General features: G+C 64.7%; 22 protein-coding genes and 1 pseudogene. 11 read left to right on the forward strand and 12 right to left on the reverse strand.

All coding sequences use genetic code 11. From position 1 onward, the window contains the following. Positions 1 to 193: 193 nt before the first annotated feature. From ACVWY1_RS21410 to ACVWY1_RS21425, 4 genes and pseudogenes are all read left to right on the forward strand, one after another. Positions 194 to 3,703 (forward strand): annotated as a pseudogene (locus ACVWY1_RS21410) (hemagglutinin repeat-containing protein); the annotation flags it as partial. 342 nt (positions 3,704 to 4,045) lie between these two features. Continuing rightward, a complete protein-coding gene (locus ACVWY1_RS21415; protein ID WP_277503900.1) occupies positions 4,046 to 4,504 on the forward strand; it encodes a hypothetical protein in 459 nt (152 codons plus the stop codon). A 204-nt stretch (positions 4,505 to 4,708) separates the two neighbouring features. Further along, a complete protein-coding gene (locus ACVWY1_RS21420; RefSeq protein WP_277503901.1) occupies positions 4,709 to 4,972 on the forward strand; it encodes a hypothetical protein in 264 nt (87 codons plus the stop codon). A gap of 27 nt (positions 4,973 to 4,999) precedes the next feature. After that, complete coding sequence (locus ACVWY1_RS21425) at positions 5,000 to 5,272, forward strand: DUF3077 domain-containing protein (RefSeq protein ID WP_277503902.1); 273 nt, start codon at positions 5,000 to 5,002, stop codon at positions 5,270 to 5,272. A gap of 54 nt (positions 5,273 to 5,326) precedes the next feature. On the opposite strand, the gene ACVWY1_RS21430 is transcribed toward ACVWY1_RS21425, so the two are convergent. The 3 genes from ACVWY1_RS21430 to ACVWY1_RS21440 form a co-directional block, all read right to left on the reverse strand. After that, on the reverse strand, positions 5,327 to 5,884 hold the full coding sequence (locus tag ACVWY1_RS21430; RefSeq protein WP_457378724.1) for an RNA 2'-phosphotransferase: 558 nt from the start codon (positions 5,882 to 5,884) through the stop codon (positions 5,327 to 5,329). 123 nt (positions 5,885 to 6,007) lie between these two features. After that, positions 6,008 to 6,898, reverse strand: a complete 891-nt coding sequence (locus tag ACVWY1_RS21435; protein WP_457378725.1) for a dihydrodipicolinate synthase family protein — start codon at positions 6,896 to 6,898, stop codon at positions 6,008 to 6,010. Between the two features lie 33 nt (positions 6,899 to 6,931). Next, positions 6,932 to 7,714 (reverse strand): aldolase, encoded by a 783-nt coding sequence (locus ACVWY1_RS21440; protein ID WP_046855471.1) that lies wholly within the window; start codon positions 7,712 to 7,714, stop codon positions 6,932 to 6,934. Positions 7,715 to 7,868: 154 nt separating this feature from the next. Between ACVWY1_RS21440 and ACVWY1_RS21445 the strand changes: the two genes are divergently transcribed. Together ACVWY1_RS21445 and ACVWY1_RS21450 are read left to right on the forward strand one after the other, a co-directional pair. Continuing rightward, complete coding sequence (locus ACVWY1_RS21445; protein WP_038706211.1) at positions 7,869 to 8,411, forward strand: helix-turn-helix domain-containing protein; 543 nt, start codon at positions 7,869 to 7,871, stop codon at positions 8,409 to 8,411. Between the two features lie 10 nt (positions 8,412 to 8,421). Then, a complete protein-coding gene (locus tag ACVWY1_RS21450) occupies positions 8,422 to 9,198 on the forward strand; it encodes an AraC family transcriptional regulator (protein ID WP_457378726.1) in 777 nt (258 codons plus the stop codon). Positions 9,199 to 9,248: 50 nt separating this feature from the next. Here the strand turns inward: ACVWY1_RS21450 and ACVWY1_RS21455 are convergent, their stop codons facing one another. From ACVWY1_RS21455 to ACVWY1_RS21465, 3 genes are all read right to left on the reverse strand, one after another. Then, positions 9,249 to 9,830: a LysE family translocator gene (locus ACVWY1_RS21455; protein WP_457378727.1), complete on the reverse strand. Its 582-nt coding sequence runs from the start codon at positions 9,828 to 9,830 to the stop codon at positions 9,249 to 9,251. A gap of 86 nt (positions 9,831 to 9,916) precedes the next feature. After that, a complete protein-coding gene (locus ACVWY1_RS21460; RefSeq protein WP_457378728.1) occupies positions 9,917 to 10,141 on the reverse strand; it encodes a hypothetical protein in 225 nt (74 codons plus the stop codon). A gap of 97 nt (positions 10,142 to 10,238) precedes the next feature. Continuing rightward, entirely contained in the window at positions 10,239 to 10,871 is a 633-nt protein-coding gene (locus ACVWY1_RS21465) for a hypothetical protein (protein ID WP_457378729.1), read from the reverse strand. A gap of 241 nt (positions 10,872 to 11,112) precedes the next feature. Between ACVWY1_RS21465 and ppk2 the strand changes: the two genes are divergently transcribed. Continuing rightward, entirely contained in the window at positions 11,113 to 11,922 is an 810-nt protein-coding gene (gene ppk2 / locus ACVWY1_RS21470) for a polyphosphate kinase 2 (protein ID WP_258597977.1), read from the forward strand. Positions 11,923 to 11,950: 28 nt separating this feature from the next. Here ppk2 and ACVWY1_RS21475 read toward each other — a convergent pair whose 3' ends face one another. After that, positions 11,951 to 12,466 (reverse strand): GNAT family N-acetyltransferase, encoded by a 516-nt coding sequence (locus ACVWY1_RS21475; RefSeq protein WP_277503911.1) that lies wholly within the window; start codon positions 12,464 to 12,466, stop codon positions 11,951 to 11,953. Positions 12,467 to 12,599: 133 nt separating this feature from the next. On the opposite strand from ACVWY1_RS21475, the gene ACVWY1_RS21480 reads away from it, so the two are divergent. The 3 genes from ACVWY1_RS21480 (at position 12,600) to dksA (ending at position 14,997) form a co-directional block, all read left to right on the forward strand. Further along, positions 12,600 to 13,160 carry a gamma carbonic anhydrase family protein gene (locus ACVWY1_RS21480; RefSeq protein WP_102684245.1) on the forward strand — a complete coding sequence of 187 codons (561 nt, stop codon included), beginning with the start codon at positions 12,600 to 12,602 and terminating at the stop codon, positions 13,158 to 13,160. A gap of 2 nt (positions 13,161 to 13,162) precedes the next feature. Continuing rightward, positions 13,163 to 14,500 (forward strand): dihydroorotase, encoded by a 1,338-nt coding sequence (locus tag ACVWY1_RS21485; protein ID WP_457378730.1) that lies wholly within the window; start codon positions 13,163 to 13,165, stop codon positions 14,498 to 14,500. An 89-nt stretch (positions 14,501 to 14,589) separates the two neighbouring features. After that, positions 14,590 to 14,997, forward strand: a complete 408-nt coding sequence (gene dksA / locus ACVWY1_RS21490) for an RNA polymerase-binding protein DksA (RefSeq protein ID WP_102684247.1) — start codon at positions 14,590 to 14,592, stop codon at positions 14,995 to 14,997. A gap of 299 nt (positions 14,998 to 15,296) precedes the next feature. Here dksA and ACVWY1_RS21495 read toward each other — a convergent pair whose 3' ends face one another. Both ACVWY1_RS21495 and ACVWY1_RS21500 read right to left on the reverse strand, forming a co-directional pair. Further along, complete coding sequence (locus ACVWY1_RS21495) at positions 15,297 to 16,016, reverse strand: MgtC/SapB family protein (RefSeq protein ID WP_457378731.1); 720 nt, start codon at positions 16,014 to 16,016, stop codon at positions 15,297 to 15,299. 338 nt (positions 16,017 to 16,354) lie between these two features. Further along, positions 16,355 to 17,125, reverse strand: coding sequence for a class I SAM-dependent methyltransferase (locus tag ACVWY1_RS21500; protein ID WP_102684249.1), 771 nt, complete (start codon positions 17,123 to 17,125; stop codon positions 16,355 to 16,357). Between the two features lie 73 nt (positions 17,126 to 17,198). On the opposite strand from ACVWY1_RS21500, the gene ACVWY1_RS21505 reads away from it, so the two are divergent. Continuing rightward, a complete protein-coding gene (locus tag ACVWY1_RS21505) occupies positions 17,199 to 17,660 on the forward strand; it encodes a sterol desaturase family protein (RefSeq protein WP_102684250.1) in 462 nt (153 codons plus the stop codon). A 39-nt stretch (positions 17,661 to 17,699) separates the two neighbouring features. Here ACVWY1_RS21505 and ACVWY1_RS21510 read toward each other — a convergent pair whose 3' ends face one another. The 3 genes from ACVWY1_RS21510 to ACVWY1_RS21520 form a co-directional block, all read right to left on the reverse strand. Then, entirely contained in the window at positions 17,700 to 18,656 is a 957-nt protein-coding gene (locus ACVWY1_RS21510; RefSeq protein WP_198755052.1) for an AraC family transcriptional regulator, read from the reverse strand. 238 nt (positions 18,657 to 18,894) lie between these two features. Continuing rightward, positions 18,895 to 19,587, reverse strand: a complete 693-nt coding sequence (locus ACVWY1_RS21515; RefSeq protein WP_457378732.1) for a hypothetical protein — start codon at positions 19,585 to 19,587, stop codon at positions 18,895 to 18,897. A gap of 159 nt (positions 19,588 to 19,746) precedes the next feature. Further along, positions 19,747 to 20,445: a pirin family protein gene (locus ACVWY1_RS21520; RefSeq protein WP_102684252.1), complete on the reverse strand. Its 699-nt coding sequence runs from the start codon at positions 20,443 to 20,445 to the stop codon at positions 19,747 to 19,749. Between the last annotated feature and the right edge of the window lie 68 nt (positions 20,446 to 20,513).

Raw genomic sequence — 20,513 nt, forward strand, 5'->3', positions numbered from 1 at the left:
GAAGGTGATCGAGACCGGCACCGTCAGCAGTTATGTGCCTGCCGTGATCCAGGCGGGTGGCAATGTCACCATCAATGCCGGTCAGCGGCTGGGCAACGGTGTGGAAAAACCGTTCAGCGCGCCCAATGGTTTTGGGGGGCGCGGGACCAATACGGCAGCCACCTCCGCCCAGCCGACGCTGATCAGCATCCACAAACAGTTGCCGCCGGAGCTGGCCCAGCAACAGGTCAATCCGCTGGAGCTGCCGGGCTTCAGCCTGCCCACCGGGCAGAACGGGCTGTTCCGCCTGAGCACCAGCGAGGGCGTGGTCAGCGTGCCGTCTTCGTCGGGCTGGACCCTGGGCGGCTCGAGCATCAGCCTGGCCGACCGTGACCGACCACTGCCGATTACCCCGGGGCGGGATTCGCAACTGGCCAACCTGCCGCAGGTGGAGGCGAGCGTCCGCGCGGTGGATCCCACCCAGCGCGAACGCCTGGATCTCGATACCCGTGCCACCTCGGTAGCCCTCGACAACAATGGCAACGGCAGTGGCCGGCTGCCGGGCCGCACTACCGAGGGCGTGGGCCTGACCGCGCTCGATCCGCTGGCACTGAGCCGGCCGGCGCCGTGGGGCCAGTCCAAAGTGGTACCGCCGACCAGCATCCATCAGGTCCAGGGCCTGCCGGACAACAGCGGTCGCTCGCAGCCGCACAAATACCTGATCGAAACCAACCCGGTACTCACCGACCTCAAGTCGTTCATGAGCTCGGACTATCTGCTCGGCAACCTGGGCTATGACCCGGACAAGAGCTGGAAGCGCCTGGGTGACGGTTTCTATGAGCAGCGGCTGCTCCAGGATGCGGTGCTGGCGCGCACCGGCCAACGTTTCATCGATGGCCAGACCAGCAATGAAGCGCTGTACCAGTACCTGATGGACAACGCCATCGCCAGCAAGCAGCAACTGAACCTGAGCGTAGGCGTGACCCTGACCGCCCAGCAGGTCGCAGCCCTGACCCACGACATCGTCTGGCTCGAAGAGCATGTGGTCAACGGCGAGAAGGTGCTGGTGCCGGTGCTCTACCTGGCCCAGGCGAACAATCGCCTGGCGCCCAACGGCGCGCTGATCGCGGGCAACGATGTGACCCTCATCGCCGGTGACAGCCTGACCAACGCCGGTACGCTCAAGGCCAACAACAACCTGTCGGCCAGCGCAGGCAAGAACCTGGTCAACGCCGGCCTGATCGAGGCGGGCAATCGCCTGGACCTGCTGGCCGGCGACAGCATCCTCAATGGCGCCGGTGGCATCCTCAAGGGGCGCGATGTCAGCCTCAATGCGCTGCTGGGCGATGTGGTCAACGAGCGCAGTGTCACCAGTTTCGAAGTCGGTGGTAGCCGCCGCGACTACGTCGACAGCGCCGCGCGCATCGAGGCCGGTAATGACCTGAGCATCGGTGCCGGGCGCGATGTGATGAACATGGGCGGCGTGATCAAGACCGGCCGTGACCTGGACATCAATGCCGGGCGCGACCTGGTGCTCAGCTCGGTCGAGCAGCAGAACAGCGACAACTGGGGCCGCTGGCACCAGAAAGAATCGATCACCCAGCACGTCGGTACGATCGAGGCGGGCCGTGACATGACCCTGGCTGCCGGTCGCGATTTCGCCGCGATTGCCAGCGAGGTCGAGGCCAAGCGCAACATCGCCGTCAACGCCGGGCATGACCTGACGCTGACCTCTGCCGCCAACGAGGACCATTTCTATTCCAAGACCAAGAAAGTCACGCGTCAGGAAGATCATGTCCGCCAGGTTGCCACCAGCTTCAAGGCCGGCGGCAACATCGACCTGTCGGCCAGCAACGACCTGACCCTGATTGCCAGCCGCGTCCAGGCGGGCGACGAAGCCTACCTGGTGGCGGGCAACGATCTGGCGTTGCTGTCGGCCGAAGACCGTGACTACTCGCTGTACGACAAGAAGTCCAAGGGCAGCTGGGGCAGCAAGGCGACCAAGCGCGACGAGTCGACCCGAGTCACCCACGTGGGCAGCGAAATCAGCAGTGGCAGCCACCTGACCCTGGTCAGCAGTGGCGACCAGCGCTATCAGGCGGCCAAGCTCGACAGCGGCGGCGACCTGACCCTCGACAGCGGCGGCGATATCTACTTCCAGAGCGTCAAGGACCTCATCCAGGAGAGCCACGAGAAGAGCAAGAGCAGCCTGGCCTGGTTCAGTATGAAGGGCAAGGGCAGCACCGACGAGACCTTCCGCCAGAGTGAGCTGACGGCCAAGGGCGACCTGGTGATCAAGGCCGCCGGCAAGATCCATGCAGACGTCAGGCAGGTCAGCCAGGAATCGGTGTCCGAGTCCATCGATGCGATGGTCGAGGCCGATCCGAGCCTGGGCTGGTTGAAGGAGCTCGAGGCTCAAGGCGGCGTCGACTGGCGCCAGGTGCAGGAGATCCATACCCGCTTCAAGTATGAAAACTCGGGGCTCGGCGCCGGCGCACAGATGGTCATGGCCATCCTCCTGGCAGCGGTGCTCGGCCCGGCCGGTCTCGGCCTTGCCGGCGCCCAGTTGGCCGGCGCGGCGGCGCTGGCCAACACCGCGCTCAACAGTGCCATCAGCAATAAGGGCGACCTTGGCCAGGCACTCAAGGACACACTGAGCAAGGACAGCTTGACCAACGCCGCGATCGCTGCGATCACTGCCGGCATCGCAGAAAGCTACTTCGGCGACATCGCCAAGACCAAGATCGTCGATGGCAAGTCGGTGGTCGACCTCGGGTCGCTGGAAGGTATCGGTCGTTTCGGCGCCCAGCAGCTGGCCATCGGTGCGGCTTCCGGCGCGGTAGGGCAAGCGTTCGGGCGTGACGCCGATGTGCGTGCGATCCTCCAGTCGGCGGTGTTCAACACCCTGGCGGCGACGGCCTTCAGCACTGTGGGGGACGCCAACCTGCGTACCGGCAGCCCGGAGAAGGTCGCCCTGCATGCGCTGGTCGGTGGTTTTGTCGCCCAGGCCGCTGGCGGCGACTTCGCCACCGGGGCCATCGCGGCGGGTGCCAACGAGCTGCTGGCCAACCAGTTGCGCCGGATCGCCACGCAGATGGACCCGGTCAATCGCGACGCGCTTATGCTGATCGCTTCTCAGCTGGTGGGTGTGGTGACGGCGGCGGCGCGAGATGAGGGTGATGGCAAGCGCTTGCAGGATGGCTCGTGGATCGCCAGTACCGCGACGCAGTACAACAACCTCAATCACAGCGACATGGGCGACTTTGTCGCCGACATGAACGACTGCGGCAACAACACCGCGTGCCAGGAAAAGTTCTGGATCGCCAATGGCCACAAGAAACTCAGCGACGAGAACTACGAGCAGGCCCTGAAAACCGGAGGCGTGGCGTTCGCACGCTCTCAACAGCTGGATATCGAAGCTGGCCTGACGGTGCTTGAAGGCCTCAAGTGCACCAATGCCACGTGCCAGGGTTACAAGGACCAGTTGATCGAGCGTGCTGTGACTAGCATGCAGACATTGGCGGAAGTCACCGGCAGTTGGGAGCCGTTCCTGCAACTGATTGGTGAACTGCCAGGTCGCAAGCTGGTTACAGAGCGGGTGCTGGGTGTCACGGAAGGCGCGATGAAATCGCCAGGCGTGCGCGCGGCGGTAGAGCGGGCAACTGAGATCAAGGCGATCCGCAAGGCCGAGACCGAGGCGCTGGAAACTGCAAAAACCGCCGGAGCGAGCACCATCATCGGTGGCAAGAACTGCGTCTACTCCTGTGTGGTCGATGGGGTGACCCGTTATGTCGGGATCACCAGCGACATTACCAAGCGTGGCCAGGCACATTTGCGCGAAAAGGGCATCGTCATCGAGCAGATCCCGGGCTTGAAGAACCTGTCGCGTTCCGATGCCCGTGCTGTCGAACAGACGTTGATCAATTACCATGGCCTGGGCAAGGATGGCGGTACGCTACTGAACAAGATCAATTCAATCTCGGCGACCAAGAACCCGAGTAAATACGAGCGGGCTCTGGTTCGCGGCGCCGAACTACTGAAAAAAGTGGGATACCAAGGTTTTTAAATGGCAAAGAAAGTAAAGCTGGGCGACATCCTGCAAGTACTGACCAGCGAAGGCGTGGCCTATGCGCAGGTCACGCACAAGCACCCGGAGTATGGTTTCCTGATCCGGGTATTACCGGGCTTCCATGCGCAACCGCCAAGCGACTACACCGCCCTGGCCGACGCCGAGCCGCAGTTCTCTGTGTTTTTCCCGGTTCAGTCGGCGGTCAACCAGGGGTTGCTGACGGTGGTCGGCAATGTGCCAGTCAGTCCGGTACTGCAGGCGCTGCCGACTTTCCGCGCGCGCGCGGGCGGCCCGGGGGGCTCGCTCTGGCTGTGGGATGGGGAAGATGAGGTCCGGCTCGACCGCGGGCTGACCGCGCAAGAGCAGTACTATCCGGTCAGGGGCATCATCAGTGCACCGTTGCTGGTGCAACGCATCGAGCAAGGTTATCGGGCGCACACGCACGAGGTGTGGTGACGTGTCATCGCGGTAAACCGATGATGATCGTCTTGCTCTTTAGGAGCGGCCTTGCGTAGCAGCCCCGCGATTGATGCGTCAGCGCTGAAACCTGTGGCCGCTTCGCGGTGCAAGGCTGCTCCTGCAGAGGGCGCGCCTGCCCCAGGCAAAATAGTTTTGAAAAGCAAAGTTTGGCGGCTCCATTTCACACGTTGGAGTCAAGACATGCTGAAGATTGTCCCCGATCCACCTTCCTCCCAAGACCACGCCCACTTCCTCGAAGACACCTTGGTACGCGCCATCGAGTACGCCTTCTGCGCCCTCACGGTGGCCAACCAGGCCGTGCAGCTCAAGCCCCGGTCACCCGGCGCGATCCTGATGCTGGCCGCCGCCCACGAGATGGAGGCGGTGCGCACGTTGCTCGAATCCGCCCTGACCCAGGTACAGCACTCGGCCCAAGCGCCGGGCGAGCCCCGCACGCTGCACTAGCCGACGACGTTTTCAGGGAGATCGATCATGACCACAGACGATGGCAAGACCCCGCTCACGCCGGGCAAGACCCGTTACTATCAGGGCGAGGGCAAGCATGCCCAACCGCTGTTCTGCATCGAACCTGGCATCCCTTGCCTGCATGCCCGCGAACAGGCGTCGGAGCTGATGGACTATGTGCGGCACCTGACCTTGGTCGGGGTGATGGATGAAGACCCGCGAATGGTCTGGGCCGCGCACTACCTAAGTGCCCTGGCCAAGGCGCTGATGGATGATGCGGAGCTGGGGATGGCGCATTAGCCCACGGATCTCCGCGTCCGCCTGCAGGTGCGGCGCAAGGCCGTTCCTGCCGGCTTATTCTTCTGCCTGGCGTGACAGATACACCGGCGGCACCTGGTCTACCAGCCAGACACCGTTGTCCGCTTGATAGAACACTGCTCCCGCTGCACACATGGCCTGGGTATCGACAGTGAGCAGCACCGGCTGGCCATAGCGCTTGCCCACCGCCAAGGCAGTCTGTGGATCCTCGCTCAGGTGCACATGGTGACGGCTGCCAGGAATCAGTCCCTGTGTTTCGATGGAGGCCAGGAAGCGGCAGGCGGTGCCGTGATAGAGCAGGGTGGGTGGCGCCTTGGCGACGTGGCGCACTTCTACCTGGGCGCTGCTGTGACCCTGGGCGGCGCGGATACGGCGGCCATCGTCGGAGAGGGTGAAACGGCGCTTGTCATTGGTCTCGACCACTTCACGCAGGGCGTGCAGGTCGAAGACATGACCTTGCCTACCGGCGCCGTGGATCAGCGCATCGACATCGGCCCAGCCGTCGCGGTCGAGGGACAATTCGATGGATTCGGGGGCGTGGCGCAGTACGTAGCTGAGGAACTTGCTGAGGGCGTCGCGTTGTTTCTGGTTCACTGGAAAGGTCCTTTTCCATGGCTTCTGGTCGTTTGGGTTGGGGCATTCTCCGGGTTTGGGGTTGGCTTCTCAAGCGTGTGCAATGACCTGTGGAAGCGAACCTCCACAGGTGCGTTTGTTACATCAGCCCTGACGCAAAGCGTCGAGCAGCGTCTTCAGTTTGTCACGGCCCCGTGCATCCAGCCCGAACACCGGCCGCCGTGGCTCGCCTACCGGTAGCCCGGTCATCTCGAGGCCAGCCTTGATGGTCGCCGGCAAGCCGCCCTTGAGGACGAAGTCGAGCAACGGCAGCTGGCGGTAGAACAGCGCCTTGGCCTGTTCCAGCTCACCGTTCTGCACCGCCTGGTACAGCCGCAGGTTCAGTTCGGGAATCAGGTTGGCTGCCGCCGTGCACCAGCCCGTGGCACCGGCAACGAAGGCTTCCAGCGCCAGCGGGTTGCAGCCGTTGTAGAACGGCACCTGGCCCTCGCCGAGCAGTTGCAGCTTGTGCATGCGCTGGATGTCGCCAGTGCTTTCCTTGACCATGGTCACGTTGTCCACCTCGCGCACGATGCGCAGGATCAGCTCCACCGGCATGTCGGTGCCGCTGGTGGCCGGGTTGTTGTAGAGCATGATCGGGATGTCGATGGCCGCGCCGATGGCGCGGTAGTGCTGGAGGATCTCGGCTTCGCTGAGCTTCCAGTACGCGGCCGGCAGCACCATTACCGCGTCGGCGCCGTGCTGCTGGGCGAAGCGGGCGCGGCGCACGGCGCCGGCGGTGGTCAGGTCGGAGACGCTGACGATGCTCGGCACGCGCTTGGCGATGCGCTCCAGGCTGTACTGGGCGACCTGCTGCCATTCGTTGTCGCTCAGATAAGCGCCTTCGCCGGTGCTGCCCAGCGGGGCGATGGCGTGGGCGCCGCCTGCGATCAGGCGGTCGATGGACTGGCCCAGCGCGGGCAGGTCGAGCTGTTCGCCGCCGGCGCTGAACGGGGTGATGGTGTAGCCGATGATGCCGTGGAATTGATTAGTCATTGTGCAAGGCTCCGCAAGCAAGGCGTAAAGGGATCAGTTCAGGCAATCGGCGTGGCTGCGCAGGGCCTGCCGGGCGTAGTAGTTGAAGGCGGCGCCGTGGCGCTTGGGCCGGTCGATCCAGTCGTGGGCGTCGCGGCCCAGCTCCGGGGCGATTGGCTTGATGGTGCCGGCGGCCATCGCCAGCAACTGCAGGCGTGCGGCGCGTTCGATCAGCTGGGCGTAGACGCAGGCCTGCTCGATGCTGGTGCCGGTGGACAGCTGGCCGTGGTGCGAGAGCAGGATGGCGCGCTTGTCGCCCAGGGCGGCGCTGATGATCTCGCCTTCCTCGTTGCCCACCGGCACACCCGGCCAGGCTTCGAGGAATGCGCAATCTTCGTACAGCGGGCACAGGTCCATGTGCGAGACCTGCAGCGGCACTTCCAGCATCGACAGCGCGGCGACGTGGGTAGGGTGGGTGTGGATGATGCAGTTGACGTCGGGGCGGGCGCGGTACACCCAGCTGTGGAAGCGGTTGGCTGGGTTGGGCATGCCTTCGCCTTCCAGCACTTCGAGGTCTTCGTTGACCAGCAGCAGGTTGCTGGCGGTGATTTCGTCGAAGCCCAGGCCCAGTTGCTGGGTGTAGAAGGTGCCCGGTTGCGCGCCACGGGCGCTGATCTGTCCGGCCAGGCCCGAGTCGTGGCCGTTATCGAAGAGAATTCGGCAGGTCAGGGCCAGCTTTTCGCGCACAGTCCACGTATTATCGGCAAGCGAGCCTTGCATCTGTGTCAGTGCCTTTTGCACCAGCTGGTCTTTGCTGAGGGTAAGGGTATTGGCCATGGGGAGCTTTCCTCTGTGGCGTGATGACGGATGTCAGGGCTGGCTCGCCCCCGAGCTTTGGACGGTGAGGGGGCGAACCATTAGATGACACAAATAATCCTATATGACACAAAGTGTCATGCGCAAGTGCGTTTGTTCGGGAAACCTGCTTCACATGTCTATCCGACTGAAACTGCTGAGAAAGAAACTGGGCATCACCCTTGAGCAGCTGGCCGAGAAGTCCGGCATGACCAAGAGCTATCTGTCCAAGGTCGAGCGTGGCCTCAACACGCCGTCGATCGCTGCGGCGCTGAAGCTGGCGCGGGCGTTGAACGTCAATGTCGAGGAACTGTTCGACGGCGAGCATGACGGCCAGGCGCGCTACAGCCTGGTGCGCCGCGGCGAGCGCCAGGCGCTGGTGGGCGGTGGCGAGGGGCCGGGCTATGCGGTGCTGACCTCGCAGGTCGGCCAGCGCAGCCTGTTGCCGTTTCTGATCCAGCCGCCGACCGAGTTCAGCGACCCGACCTTCAAGGAACATGAGGGCGAGGAGTTCCTGTTCGTCCACGAGGGGCAGGTGGAGGTCGACTTCATGAGCGAGCGGGTGCTGCTGGAGGCCGGCGACGCCTTGCATTTCAATGCCCAGACCCCGCACCGCCTGCGTTCGGTCGGCGAGCGCCAGGCGCAGTTGCTGGTGGTGGTGCAGGGCGGCGAAGGGTGAGGGCGGGGCGATGATCGAGGTCTCGCGGTTCTGGCGTGATCCGGCATTGCCCTTCGTCGAGGCCCGTCTGGTCGGGGATGGCCGCCAGGTGTGCTACACCGCGCATTCCCACGCGAGCTTTTCCATCGGCGTGATCACCGGCGGGCGCAGCACTTACCTGACCGGTGATGCACGGCATGAGGTGGCCGTGGGGACCACGGTGCTCATGAACCCAGGAGTGGTGCACACCTGCAACCCCATCCTGGGCGAACCTTGGTCCTACCTGATGCTGTTCGTTGATTTGCCGTGGTTGCAGGCCCGAGGGTTCGAACTGCCGGCAGCGACATTGAGCACGTCACCTGCGCTGTACGGGCGGTTGCTCGACCTGTTCGCCGGGCTGCTCGACAGCGAGGCGCTGGACAAGGCCGAGCGGCTGGCGACGTTCTTCGCAGAGCTGCCAGGTTATCTCGAGGGCGGCGCGGCGCGTCACCCCCAGGCGCATCCACGCCTGGAAATGGCTGCCGCGTTCATTCGCACCCACCGTCTGGATCCGCTGACCCTGGAGGACATCTGTGCTGCGGCAGGTTTGTCACGGGCCTACCTGACCCGCGTATTCGGCAAGCGCTTCGGGCTATCGCCGCACGCCTACCTGCTCGACCAGCGGGTGCAGCATGCCCGGGCGCAGTTGCGCGCAGGCAGGGCCATCGCCGAGGTGGCGCTGGAAGCCGGCTTTGCCGACCAGGCGCATCTGCAGCGGGCTTTCAAGCGGCACCTGGCGACCACGCCGGGGCACTATCGTAATGGCTGAATAGCACGTGGGAGCGGGCTTGTCCCGCGATAGGGCCCGAGCCGTAAACCTCACACCATCAGGTAAAATGCGCTCGCTACCAGCAACCCCGCCAGCACCCGATTGAGCAGACGCATCCGCCACGGCTCGGCCAGGTACTGGCGGATCACGCTGCCGGCCCAGGCCCAACTGGCCACGGAGACGAAACAGATCGGCCCGTAGATCCAGGTGAACAGCCACAACAGCTGTTGCTCGCCGCCGGTATAGGCGCCGATGCCAGCCACGGCCGCCAGCCAGGCCTTGGGGCTCAGCCACTGCATGGCCGCGCCGTGCCAGGCGCTTGGCGCCCGCTGGCCATCCTCGGCGCCCAGTGCGCCGTCGTCGCTGGCCAGCTTCCATGCCATGTACAGCAGGAACAACACCCCGCCCCAATGCAACAGCTGCCCCAGCAACGGCCAGCGCAGCAGCAGCTCATGCACGCCCAGCCCGACCAGCACCAGCAGCAGGCAGAAACCCAGGGTGGCACCGGCCGCATGCCCGATGCTGGCCCGCAGGCCATGGCGCGCGCCGCTGCCGAGGGCGACGATGTTGACCGGGCCGGGGGAGATGGAGGCGGCGAGGGCGAAGGCCGCCATGGACAGTGTCAGGCTCATCGGGCGTTTCCTTGTGGCGAGGATAGTGCGGCTATCCTGCCCGAGGCCGCGGCGCGGGTATTGAACAAAAATGCCCAAGGGGCCTATCAGCTGGAGGGTGTGTTGGCGTTGTCCTGGGTCTGCTGTGCTTGCTGCTGTGCTTGCTGCTGGGCGGGTGACTGGGCGTCACCCTTGGCGATCTGCTCGGCCTGCTGGCGTTGCAGCGCCCATTGGTCGCTGCGTTCCTTGAGGCGGTCGGCGCCGCCTTCGGCAAAGGCCGAGGTGGCCGAGATCGTTGCCAGCAGGGCGAGTGCACAGGTTAGGGTTTTCATCACTGGGGTCTCCATCGATTGACCTAAAAACGGCCGCCAGGCGGCCGGGTTGAGGCAAGGATGGCGTGCGCGGATTTCCCCAGGATTAACACCGCGATCAGTTGGCCAGCAGTTGCTCGTGGACCCAACCTTGTTCCGTGAGCACCATGGCGCGGGTTTCCTCCAGCGGCTTGGCGACACTGGCGGCTGCCTGGCCGAGGCCTGCGATGCCGGCCTGGACCGCCGCGTCGCTGGCCCAGCTCGGCAGTTCGTTCACCTGGTAGCTGTAGCTCACCTGCGACTGCTTGCGCCCATCATGTTCGGTAGGCTTGCCGACGCTGTTGATGGCGGTGACCTCGGCCTTGCCGAAGCACAGCCCGCCGGTGCTGGCGCCGTTCGCTTTGCGCCTTGCATCGGCCTTGTAGTAGCGACGGCCTTCGTCGGTGAGGTCGTAGGCGTAGTAGATGTCGGTGCGTGCCGGCTGCCACAGCCGCTCAGGGACTTCGGTACGGGCAACCTCCCGTTCGCTGACCACGCCGACCCGGGCCAGGGCATGCAACGCCTGGTTGGTCCCTTCGACGTCGAAGTCACGGGTGCGGGTGGGGAAGGCACTGATCACGAAACAGTGCGGGTACTGGCTGTCGAGGTAGGCTTGGGCAGCCTGGCGCAGGTCGGCTTCACGGGGCTGCTGGTTGTCCGAGCAGCCGACCAGGGTCGCCAGCAGCGCCAGCGGTATGATCTTCCTGTCCATTGTAAGGCTTCCTTGTATTGCCAATTGCTGGGTGGAGCGCAGGGCAGGATTAGAACCCGCGCGCCAGAGCGGCCGCAATCGTGGCACGACGACATATCGCCCGTGCTGTGCGCTGTTTGGCAAAGCCTGCCTCTGGCACCGACTGGCGGCCAACCGGCAAACGGTGGGTGTTCAGCCATACTCTGCTGGTTCCGCCCCGGCGCCGTCGGGGCGACTTGAAGCGGGCAGAGAGGAGCAGGTAATGGCCAAGGGCAAGCGCAAGGGTGAGGTCGACGAGAAGCTTGGACGCAAGACCTACGAGGCGGAACTCAAGCGCCTGCATGTGGAGCTGGTCAAACTCCAGCAGTGGGTGGTGGAGAAGGGCCTGAAGGTGTGCATCGTCTTCGAAGGCCGCGACGGTGCGGGCAAGGGTGGCACCATCAAGGCCATCACCGAGCGCGTCAGCCCGCGGGTGTTCCGCGTGGTGGCGCTGCCGGCGCCCACCGAGCGCGAGAAGACCCAGATGTACGCCCAGCGCTACCTGACCCACCTGCCGGCGGCCGGCGAGGTGGTGATCTTCGACCGCAGTTGGTACAACCGCGCCGGGGTGGAACGGGTGATGGGCTTCTGCACCGAAGAGCAGGCGCACAAGTTCCTCACCGTGGTGCCGATGTTCGAGCGGATGATGGTCGAGTCGGGGATCATCCTCATCAAGTACTGGCTCGAGGTCAGTGCCGAAGAGCAGGCCCGTCGGCTACAGGACCGCATCAGCGACGGGCGCAAGCTGTGGAAGCTGTCGCCGATGGACGTCAAGTCCTACAACCGCTGGGACGCCTACACCCGCGCCCGCGACGACATGTTTGCCGCCTCCGATACTTCCTGGGCGCCGTGGTACATGGCGCGCTCCGAGGACAAGCGCAAGGCGCGGCTGAATATCATCAGCCACCTGTTGCAGCAGATCCCTTACAAGGACCTCAGCCGGGAGCACAAGGTGACGCTGCCCAAGCGCGGCAAGATCGGCAAGTACAAGGCGCAGCCGTATCCGTTCAAGATGGTCGCGCAGCGGTTCTGATGCCAATGCGAAGTCAAATCGGCAGCGTCTAGGGGCCGCAGGTAATGGCCAAGCGCATGGCACAGCGATCGGTCAGGCCGTGGGCCAGCTCGCTGGAGATGATCGTCTGCAGGCGATGATCCAGCTGTCGCACCGCCAGACGTTCGAAGCCGTAGCGCTGATAGAACGGGGCATTCCAGGGGACATCGTCGAAGGTGGTCAGGGTCAGCCAGGCCAGGCCTTTGTGGCGGGCGGCATCCCGTGCCTGGTCCAGCAAGCGCCGGCCCAGGCCTTGGCCCTGGGCCTCTTGCCGCACGGACAGCTCATGGATGTGCAAGGCGTCGTCGGCAACGCTGGCGCAGAGAAAACCCAGTGCCTGGTCCTGATCATTCACGGCGACCCAGCTGCAACCTTCGCTCACGAATGCCAGGTGCTGGGTTTCATCCATCACGTCGCTGTCGGCCAGCCATGCGAGGTGCGGCAATTGCCGGAATGCCTGGGCGGCGGAGCGTTCCAGGGCCGGGAGCAAGGGAACATCCTCGATGCGGGTGAGGCGGACAAGCATGGTGGAGACAAGACCTGTGGGCGTGGCGTCGCTGCGCAAGAAGACGCAGTTTGCCAGATCGACGCGGGAAGGTGTTGCAATGTAATTGTTATAACGTAACATTTGCGATCTTCCTCACAGGCAGGACCTCATCGTGATCCGCAGAAACCCCTCCGGCCATCTCCCGCAAATCGCCGAATCGGCCTATATCGACCACACCGCCATCATCTGCGGCAAGGTGATCATCCACGACAACGTGTTCGTCGGCCCCTACGCGGTGATCCGCGCCGACGAGGTGGACGCCGACGGCGACATGCAGCCGATCGTCATCGGCGCCAATTCCAATATCCAGGATGGCGTGGTGATTCATTCCAAGTCCGGCGCGGCGGTGCGCATCGGCCAGTACAGCTCGATCGCCCATCGCTCCATCGTCCACGGCCCGTGCGAAGTCGGCGACCGGGTGTTCATCGGCTTCAACAGCGTGCTGTTCAACTGCAAGGTCGGTGATGGTAGCGTGGTGCGGCACAACTCGGTGGTCGACGGCCGCGACTTGCCGCCACGCTTTTACGTGCCGCCCACCGAGCACATAGGTCCGCATACCGACCTGGAGCGCTACCCGCCGGTCAGCGTATCGGCCTCGGAGTTTTCCGAGGACGTGGCGCGCACCAATATCGACCTGGTCCAGGGCTACAAGGCCTTGCAGAACGAGTTCTGAGCATGGACACGCTATTGGTGCGCAATGCGCGGCTGGTCAACGAGGGGCGTGAATTCGAAGCCGATCTGCTGGTGCGCCATGGGCGCATAGAACGGATCGCCGGCAGCCTCGACAACGCCCGGGCGGCACTGGAGATTGATGCCAAGGGCGCTTGGCTGCTGCCGGGGATGATCGACGACCAGGTGCACTTTCGCGAGCCGGGGGCGCCCCACAAGGGCAGCATCGCCAGCGAGTCGCGGGCAGCGGTGGCCGGGGGTATCACCAGTTTCATGGACATGCCCAACACCAACCCGCCCACGTTGACCCTGGAGGCGCTGGCCGACAAGAAGCGCCGGGCGGCGGCGGGCTCACGGGCCAACTATGGCTTTCATTTCGGCGTTAGCCGCGACAACCTCGACACCATTGCCGCCCTCGACCCGCGCGATGTTGCCGGGATCAAGGTGTTCATGGGCGCGTCCACTGGCGACATGCTGGTGGACGATCCGCGGGTGCTGGAAAAACTCTTCGTCTATGCGCCGACCATCGTCCTGGCCCATTGCGAACACACGCCGAGCATTCTGCAGAACGAGGCTTGGTGGCGGGCGCGCCACGGCGAGTTCATCCCCCCGGCCGCGCACCCGCTGATCCGCGATGCCGATGCCTGCTACCGTTCCTCGAGCCTGGCCGTGCAACTGGCCCGGCGTTTTGGCACGCGCCTGCATGTGCTGCACCTGACCACGGTACGCGAGCTGGCGTTGTTCACGCCCGGCCCGGTGAGCGGCAAGCGCATCACTGCTGAGGTGTGCTTGCACCACTTGCTGTTCGACGACAGCGACTACGCCAGCCTCGGCCATCTGATCAAGTGCAACCCGGCGATCAAGACTGGCACCGACCGTGACGCCTTGCGCAAGGCCCTGGCCCGTGACCGTATCGATGTGATCGGTACCGACCATGCGCCGCATACGCTGGAGGAGAAACGGCGGGTGTATGCACGGGCACCGTCAGGCCTGCCGCTGGTGCAGCATGCCCTCCCGGCGGCGCTGGAACTGGTCAGCGAAGGGGTGCTGAGCATGGCCCAGGTGGTGACCAAGACCAGCCACGCGGTGGCCGAGCTGTTCGCCATTCGCGAACGCGGTTTTCTGCGCGAGGGGTACTGGGCAGACTTCGCCATCGTCGAGCACCTGGCCAGGCCACGGGCCGTGGCGGACGACCCGATCCTGGCGCGCTGCGGCTGGACGCCGTTCCAGCAGCGCGCTTTTCACCATGTGGTACGTACCACGGTGGTGTCGGGGCAACTGGCCTGGCACCAGGGCCAGGTGCACGACCCGTGCCAGGGACTGCCCTTGATGTTCGACCGTTGATTGAGCCAGGGGCCGCTGCGCAGCCCCTGTGGGAGCTGGCTTGCCAGCGAAAGGGGCGCGACGCGCGCCCAGCATTTCGGAACCTTGCCATGACTGAAGAGCAATTGTTGCAACAACCTGCCGCCGCCTACATGAACGAACCGCAGCGGCAATTCTTCCGTAACCTGCTGCTGGCCCAACGCGGCGAGCTGCAGGGCCGCATCGAACAGGAGTTCCGCGCCCTGCGCGAGCAGGAAGTGCACAGCGACCCCGCCGACATCGGCAGCGCCGAAGAAGAGCGCCACTGGCAACTGCGCTCGCTGGAGCGGGAAAAGAAGCTGCTCGACAAGATCGACCAGGCGCTGGAGCGCCTGGCCCGGGGCGACTACGGCTGGTGCGAGGAAACCGGCGAGCCGATTGGCCTGCGCCGCCTGCTGCTGCGGCCCACCGCGACCTTGTGCGTCGAGGCCAAGGAGCGCCAGGAGCTGCGCGAGCGGCATGTGCGCGACAGCGTCTAGTGTGGTGTTTTGCAAATACGACCAATAAATCGCGAGCGATTTTTGCGCTCAGGCAAGGCGTCGCGACGAGTCGTAGCCCAGCTACGGCGAGGAGCGACAACGCCGCATGAGCGCAAAAAGCGCCGCGAGTTATGGTCGTTATTTGTGAAACACCACACTAGGCCCTGTACGACATGTATCTGCACTCGCCCATACTGCGTTGAAACGGGGCTCGGAATGCTCATGTACTCCAGTACACTGCGCTTCCTCCCCCCGTTTCGCCTTGTCTGGCCTTCGCGCAGACACATTTCGTACAGACCCTAATCGATGTTCAGGCCCTGAGCCTGCAGCTGCAACTGCCAGCGCACCGAGCTGACGCCTTTCTCCAGGCTCACCCGGCCGACCAGGCGCTCCAGCTGGATCGGCGCCTGGGGCGTGCCGAGCAGTTCGGCACGTACTTCCAGGCGTGCCGGGTCGGCCAGGTCCTCGCTGTGCAGCGACTGCAGGCGCAAGCCCGGGTCGCTGAGGCTGTGCAGCATCAGGCTGCGTACCTGGATTTCGTCCTCGGCGCGGCAGACGATGCGCACCTCGTAGCGCTGCTCGACCTCGCTGGCCGGCAGCACGTCCTGGCGGTCGAGGCGCTGGGCGAGGTCGCGCAGCAGGATGTTGGCGCACAGCACCACCAGGCTGCCCAGCGACGCCTCAAGCAACAACCCGAGGCTGCACAGCACGCCGACTGCGGCGGTGCACCAGAGGGTGGCGGCGGTGTTCAGGCCACGCACGTTGAAGCCGTCGCGCATGATCACGCCGCCGCCGAGAAAGCCGATGCCCGACACCACATAGGCGGCGATGCGCGAGGCATCGGTTGGCGCCATGCCCGGTACTGCCTGGGTCATCAACACGAACAGGCAGGCGCCGGTGCTGACCAAGGCGTTGGTGCGCAGGCCCGTCAGGCGCTGGCGCAGTTGACGCTCGGCGCCGATCAGGGCACCGAGCAGCAGGGCCACGCTGACGCGCAGCAGGAAGATTTTCCAATCCATAGCGAACTCCGTTCTGCGGGCGCTGGCCCGCATGGGCGCCGACTTGAGACGGCGCGATTGCAAACGAGGAATGCGCAGGACCACGCGCCATGCCGGGTGGCAGGGCTGGGAAGCAAGGAGGAATGTTCAGCCGGGGAGGGCCGAAGGAAACCACCGTCTACCGAGTACGGCGAGACAGTGGCAGGAACGCTGCCGGACTAGCTCGCCGTGTGGGCCTGTCGCAATCGACTGGGGCTACTGTCCAATGCAGGGGTCTCCTGGGTGAGGGATGCTTGAATGCGCGGCGGACCATACGCCTCGACCCGCGCGGGGTCAAGGCATGAATCATGACAATCCTGTTACGGCAGGCGCTGGCAGACGTAGGCCTGTGTGCGGTAAGGGAAGGCGATGCGCTCACGGCCCCTGAGGTCCGGATGGTTGTCGATCAGGCTTTGCAACTGGCCCATGACCTCGTCTTGTTCGGCCTGGGGCAGGGCGGCGATGAAGCTCACCGAGCGCAGGCGTTCGAGGATCACGGTCTGTGGGTCACCCTCATGGACATGGGGCAGGGTGGTCAGTTGCGGAGTGCTGAAGCGGCTGCCTGCGAGGGCTTCGCGCCAGCGCCCGGTGTGAAAACGTGGCGTGTCGCCCTCGTAGGGGGTGATGATTTCGGTGATCCGCGCCACCCAGTCCACTGTTTCGTCGCGCACGTTCCAGATCAGACCCAGACGGCCGCCGGGGGCCAGCACCCGGTGCATCTCCTCCAGGGCGGCGGCATCGGCGAACCAGTGGAAGGCCTGGGCGCAGACCAGCACCTGCTGGCTGGCCTCGGCCAGCGGTATGTGCTGTGCGGTGCCCTCGAGCACGGGGATGTCGGGCAGCCGTTCGTGGAAGCGTGCGCGCATGGCGGGCACTGGTTCCACAGCGGTCAGGTGTGGTGCCAGTGCGCTGAGCAGACGGGTGAACTTGCCGGTGCCGGCGCCCAGGTCGAGCACCGGGGTCCCGGCGCCGATGCCCAGGGTGTCGCGTAACCAGTCCTGCAAGGCGACGGGGTAGTCCGGCCGACCTTGCTCATAGTTGTCCGACTGGCGGGTGTAGCCGGTGCTGGCCGAGGCGTGTACATCCTTCATGGAAAATCCCTCTGAATGACCTGGCGGCAATGGTACGCTTGCGCATTTCGTTGCCAACCCCCCGGACCGATACATGTTGTTCAATCTCGCCGTGCTGTTCGGCACCCTGGTGGCCATGGAGGGCGTCGGCACGCTGGCCCACAAGTACGTCATGCACGGCTGGGGCTGGTGGCTGCACCGCTCGCACCACGAGCCGCAACTGGGCATGCTGGAAACCAACGACCTCTACCTGCTGGCGCTCGGGCTGATCGCCGCTGCCCTGATGACGCTGGGCAAGGCTGGGCACGCGCCGCTGCAATGGGTCGGTGGCGGCGTGGCGGGCTATGGGCTGGCCTACGTGCTGGCCCATGATGGGGTGTTTCACCGGCACTGGCCGCGGGCGCCGAAACCGGTCAACCGCTACCTCAAGCGCCTGTACCGGGCCCATCGCCTGCACCATGCGGTGAAGGGCCGCCAGGGCAGCGTGTCGTTCGGGTTCTTCTATGCGCCGCCGTTGCGGGTGTTGAAGCAGCAACTGAAACGGCGACGGGGCTGATGGCTCTGCGCCTCATTCGCCAGTTAGGCCGAATACGGCTCAACCGCGCCGCTTGAGGGTCTGCGACGGCAACTCTCCGAACTGTTGGCGATAGCGTTCGGAAAACCGCCCCAGGTGCATGAAGCCATGGTCCAGGGCCAGTTCGGTCACGCTGCGCACCGTGCAGCTCGGGTCGCTCAGGCAGGCGTGCACGCGCTCCAGCTTGCGTTGCCGGATGTGCTGCCGGGGGGTGGTGTTCAGGTGACGATCGAACAATGCATACAGCGAGCGAACGCTCATGTTCGCCTGTTCGGCCAGGGTCTCGGCGGTCATGTCCAGCATCAGGTTGCGCTCCACATAGTCCAGGATCCGCTCCAGCCCCGCGCCTGGGCCACTCAGTGTTTCCATGCCCACGTTGGTGGTCATCAGGGTCAGCAGCTTGCTGGCCACGATCTGGCTGTAGTGCCTCTGTACCCGAGGCAGCGAGCCGCTTGCCTCGGCCTCGTTGCAGACCATGCCCAGCAGGTTGAGGAACCCGCCCAGCTCGTCCAGCCGATAGTGGTTGCGCAAAAAGCGCACGCCGCCGCTGGGCCGCTGCCAGCGCTGCTCGTCGCAGACGCTGTCGAGCAGGCTGGCCGGGACCTTGAGGATAAACTTCTCGCAATCCTCGGAGTAGGTCAGGTCCACGGGGTCGTCCGGGTTGATCAGCAACAGCTCGCCCGGCAGCAGGTGATGCTCGCGTTGGGGACCGCGCCACAGGCAATTGCCGCTGAGCAGCACCTGCAGGTGGTAGAGGGTCTCCAGCGCGGGTGAGGTGACCCGCACGCTGCCGCCGTAGCTGAGGCGGCACAGGTCCAGCTCGGCGAACTTGCGGTGGCTGAGGCTTGCCTGGGGATGGGTGGTGCGGGACAGGCCGATATGGTGCTGCCCCACATGGTGGTTCACATAGGCGGACACGGCATAGGGGTCGGCGTGGTGGAACACGCAGCTTTGCTCGCTCAGCAGGCGGCTTTCCATGGGCAAGGCACTCGCCATCGTTATTGTTCTGGGCGCCGTTCGCTGCGGCCCGGAGGCTGCGCAAGCGGTCGTTCACGGTCATTCTGGCCAGCCACCGGGCGCACGTAGAGGCAGGCGAAGGTTGGCTGGCAGCTTCCACAGTATGCAATAAGCCGGGACCGGGGCAATGCGGCCCGACAAACGCCGGGCGAACAGCGGATGCTGCCTCGCGCTGGCTTGTGCGATTAGCGGACGCGGCTCATTGCACCGGCAGGAAATTCATCAACAGCAGGCTTTGCGCGTAATTCAGGCCGATCCGCCGATAACGCTCGTCAAGCATCTGCGACAGCAGGTCGAGACGGGCGACGACCTTGCCGAACTCCACGGCGAAGCTGAGGTTGCTGCCTTGTTCGGAAATTTCGTTGGAAAACAGCAGGAGCACCCCATTGGCATCCTGGCGCTGGCTGAGCATCCAGGTGGCCTTCTCGATGTTGCGCGCGGCATTGTGGATGAACAACGGGTCGAGGGTATCGGTCATGTAGAACTCGGTGCGCCCACCGTGGGCGGTGACCAGCATGCTGCCAATGGCGTAAATGAACGCACCCACCCGGTCTCCGCGAAACTCCGGGCTCAGGGCGTAGCTCAAGGCCGCCAGGTCGCGGCGCTCGCCCAACTGCGCCAGGGGCTGGCGCTGCTCGATGGCGATGCGGATCTGCCGCGCCGCGGTGGTGGCGTCGAGGTAACCCGATTGTCGCCACTGGTTGGGGTTGCGCAGGTACAGCTTGTTCATCAGCAGGTACAGGCTTTGCAGGTTGTCGCGCATGGCCAGGGTGGCCATGCGGTCGACACTGGTCTGGAACAGCTCGTCGGGCTTGCCGTTGCTGAACTGGGTGAGCATGTCGCGGCCCTGCTGCTGGGTGCAGGCGACCAGACAGGCCAGGCTGCCGGCCATCAGCAGTCGGCGAGGAAATGGAAGGCGTTTTCGTACGGCCATCGGCACCGGTTGGAAAAGTCGGTCCCACCGGGGATCGGTGGGGCCTGGCCATGCATAGAGCGCACAAACGCGAAAAAGTGCGATAGTGGCCTGCGCCGGCAAACCGGCCAAGGTCGATCAGGCTACATCGACCAGCACGATTTCGCTGTCTTCCAATGCTGTCACCTTGAGCCGCGTCTCCTGCTCGATCGCCACGCCATCACGGGCCTTGGCTTGCAAGCCGTTCACCTCGATCCGTCCCTTGGCCGGCACCAGGTAGCCGCGACGGCCCTCATCGAGGCGGTACTCGGCGCTTTCACCGGCGCGCAGAGTCGCGGCCACCAGGCGGGCGTCGGTGCGGATGCGCAGGCTGTCGTCATCGCCTTCGCGGCCACTGGCCAGGGTCACGAAGCCCTCGCCACGTTCACCCTTGGGGAACGGGCGGGTACCCCAGGAGGGCGCGTCACCGACCTTTTCCGGGATGATCCAGATCTGGAAGATCCGCGTGTCGACCTTCTCCAGGTTGTACTCGCTGTGGACAATGCCGCTGCCAGCGCTCATGACTTGCACATCGCCGGCCTCGGTTCGGCCCTTGTTGCCCAAACTGTCCTGATGGGTGATGGCGCCTTCGCGAACGTAGGTGATGATCTCCATGTCACGGTGCGGGTGCGGTGGGAAGCCTGCGCCGGCGGCGATCAGGTCGTCGTTCCACACGCGCAGGTTGCCCCAGTGCATGCGTGCCGGGTCATGGTACTCGGCGAAGGAGAAATGATGATGGGCGTCGAGCCAGCCGTGGTTGGCGTGGCCAAGGCTTTCGAAGGGCCGTAGTTGCAGCATGGTGGTGTTCCTCTGATTCGGTGGAATGAGGCCATGATGCGCGACTTAAATATCGATAAAAAGCGTAA

This window comes from Pseudomonas sp. TE6288 (assembly GCF_054062095.1).

Coding starts and splice junctions, on each gene's coding strand:
- ACVWY1_RS21415 (WP_277503900.1), top strand. CDS start 4,046: ATGGCAAAGAAAGTAAAGCTGGGCGACATCCTGCAAGTACTGACCAGC.
- ACVWY1_RS21420 (WP_277503901.1), top strand. CDS start 4,709: ATGCTGAAGATTGTCCCCGATCCACCTTCCTCCCAAGACCACGCCCAC.
- ACVWY1_RS21425 (WP_277503902.1), top strand. CDS start 5,000: ATGACCACAGACGATGGCAAGACCCCGCTCACGCCGGGCAAGACCCGT.
- ACVWY1_RS21435 (WP_457378725.1), bottom strand. CDS start 6,898: ATGACTAATCAATTCCACGGCATCATCGGCTACACCATCACCCCGTTC.
- ACVWY1_RS21440 (WP_046855471.1), bottom strand. CDS start 7,714: ATGGCCAATACCCTTACCCTCAGCAAAGACCAGCTGGTGCAAAAGGCA.
- ACVWY1_RS21445 (WP_038706211.1), top strand. CDS start 7,869: ATGTCTATCCGACTGAAACTGCTGAGAAAGAAACTGGGCATCACCCTT.
- ACVWY1_RS21450 (WP_457378726.1), top strand. CDS start 8,422: ATGATCGAGGTCTCGCGGTTCTGGCGTGATCCGGCATTGCCCTTCGTC.
- ACVWY1_RS21455 (WP_457378727.1), bottom strand. CDS start 9,830: ATGAGCCTGACACTGTCCATGGCGGCCTTCGCCCTCGCCGCCTCCATC.
- ACVWY1_RS21460 (WP_457378728.1), bottom strand. CDS start 10,141: ATGAAAACCCTAACCTGTGCACTCGCCCTGCTGGCAACGATCTCGGCC.
- ACVWY1_RS21465 (WP_457378729.1), bottom strand. CDS start 10,871: ATGGACAGGAAGATCATACCGCTGGCGCTGCTGGCGACCCTGGTCGGC.
- ppk2 (WP_258597977.1), top strand. CDS start 11,113: ATGGCCAAGGGCAAGCGCAAGGGTGAGGTCGACGAGAAGCTTGGACGC.
- ACVWY1_RS21475 (WP_277503911.1), bottom strand. CDS start 12,466: ATGCTTGTCCGCCTCACCCGCATCGAGGATGTTCCCTTGCTCCCGGCC.
- ACVWY1_RS21485 (WP_457378730.1), top strand. CDS start 13,163: ATGGACACGCTATTGGTGCGCAATGCGCGGCTGGTCAACGAGGGGCGT.
- dksA (WP_102684247.1), top strand. CDS start 14,590: ATGACTGAAGAGCAATTGTTGCAACAACCTGCCGCCGCCTACATGAAC.
- ACVWY1_RS21495 (WP_457378731.1), bottom strand. CDS start 16,016: ATGGATTGGAAAATCTTCCTGCTGCGCGTCAGCGTGGCCCTGCTGCTC.
- ACVWY1_RS21500 (WP_102684249.1), bottom strand. CDS start 17,125: ATGAAGGATGTACACGCCTCGGCCAGCACCGGCTACACCCGCCAGTCG.
- ACVWY1_RS21505 (WP_102684250.1), top strand. CDS start 17,199: ATGTTGTTCAATCTCGCCGTGCTGTTCGGCACCCTGGTGGCCATGGAG.
- ACVWY1_RS21510 (WP_198755052.1), bottom strand. CDS start 18,656: ATGGAAAGCCGCCTGCTGAGCGAGCAAAGCTGCGTGTTCCACCACGCC.
- ACVWY1_RS21515 (WP_457378732.1), bottom strand. CDS start 19,587: ATGGCCGGCAGCCTGGCCTGTCTGGTCGCCTGCACCCAGCAGCAGGGC.
- ACVWY1_RS21520 (WP_102684252.1), bottom strand. CDS start 20,445: ATGCTGCAACTACGGCCCTTCGAAAGCCTTGGCCACGCCAACCACGGC.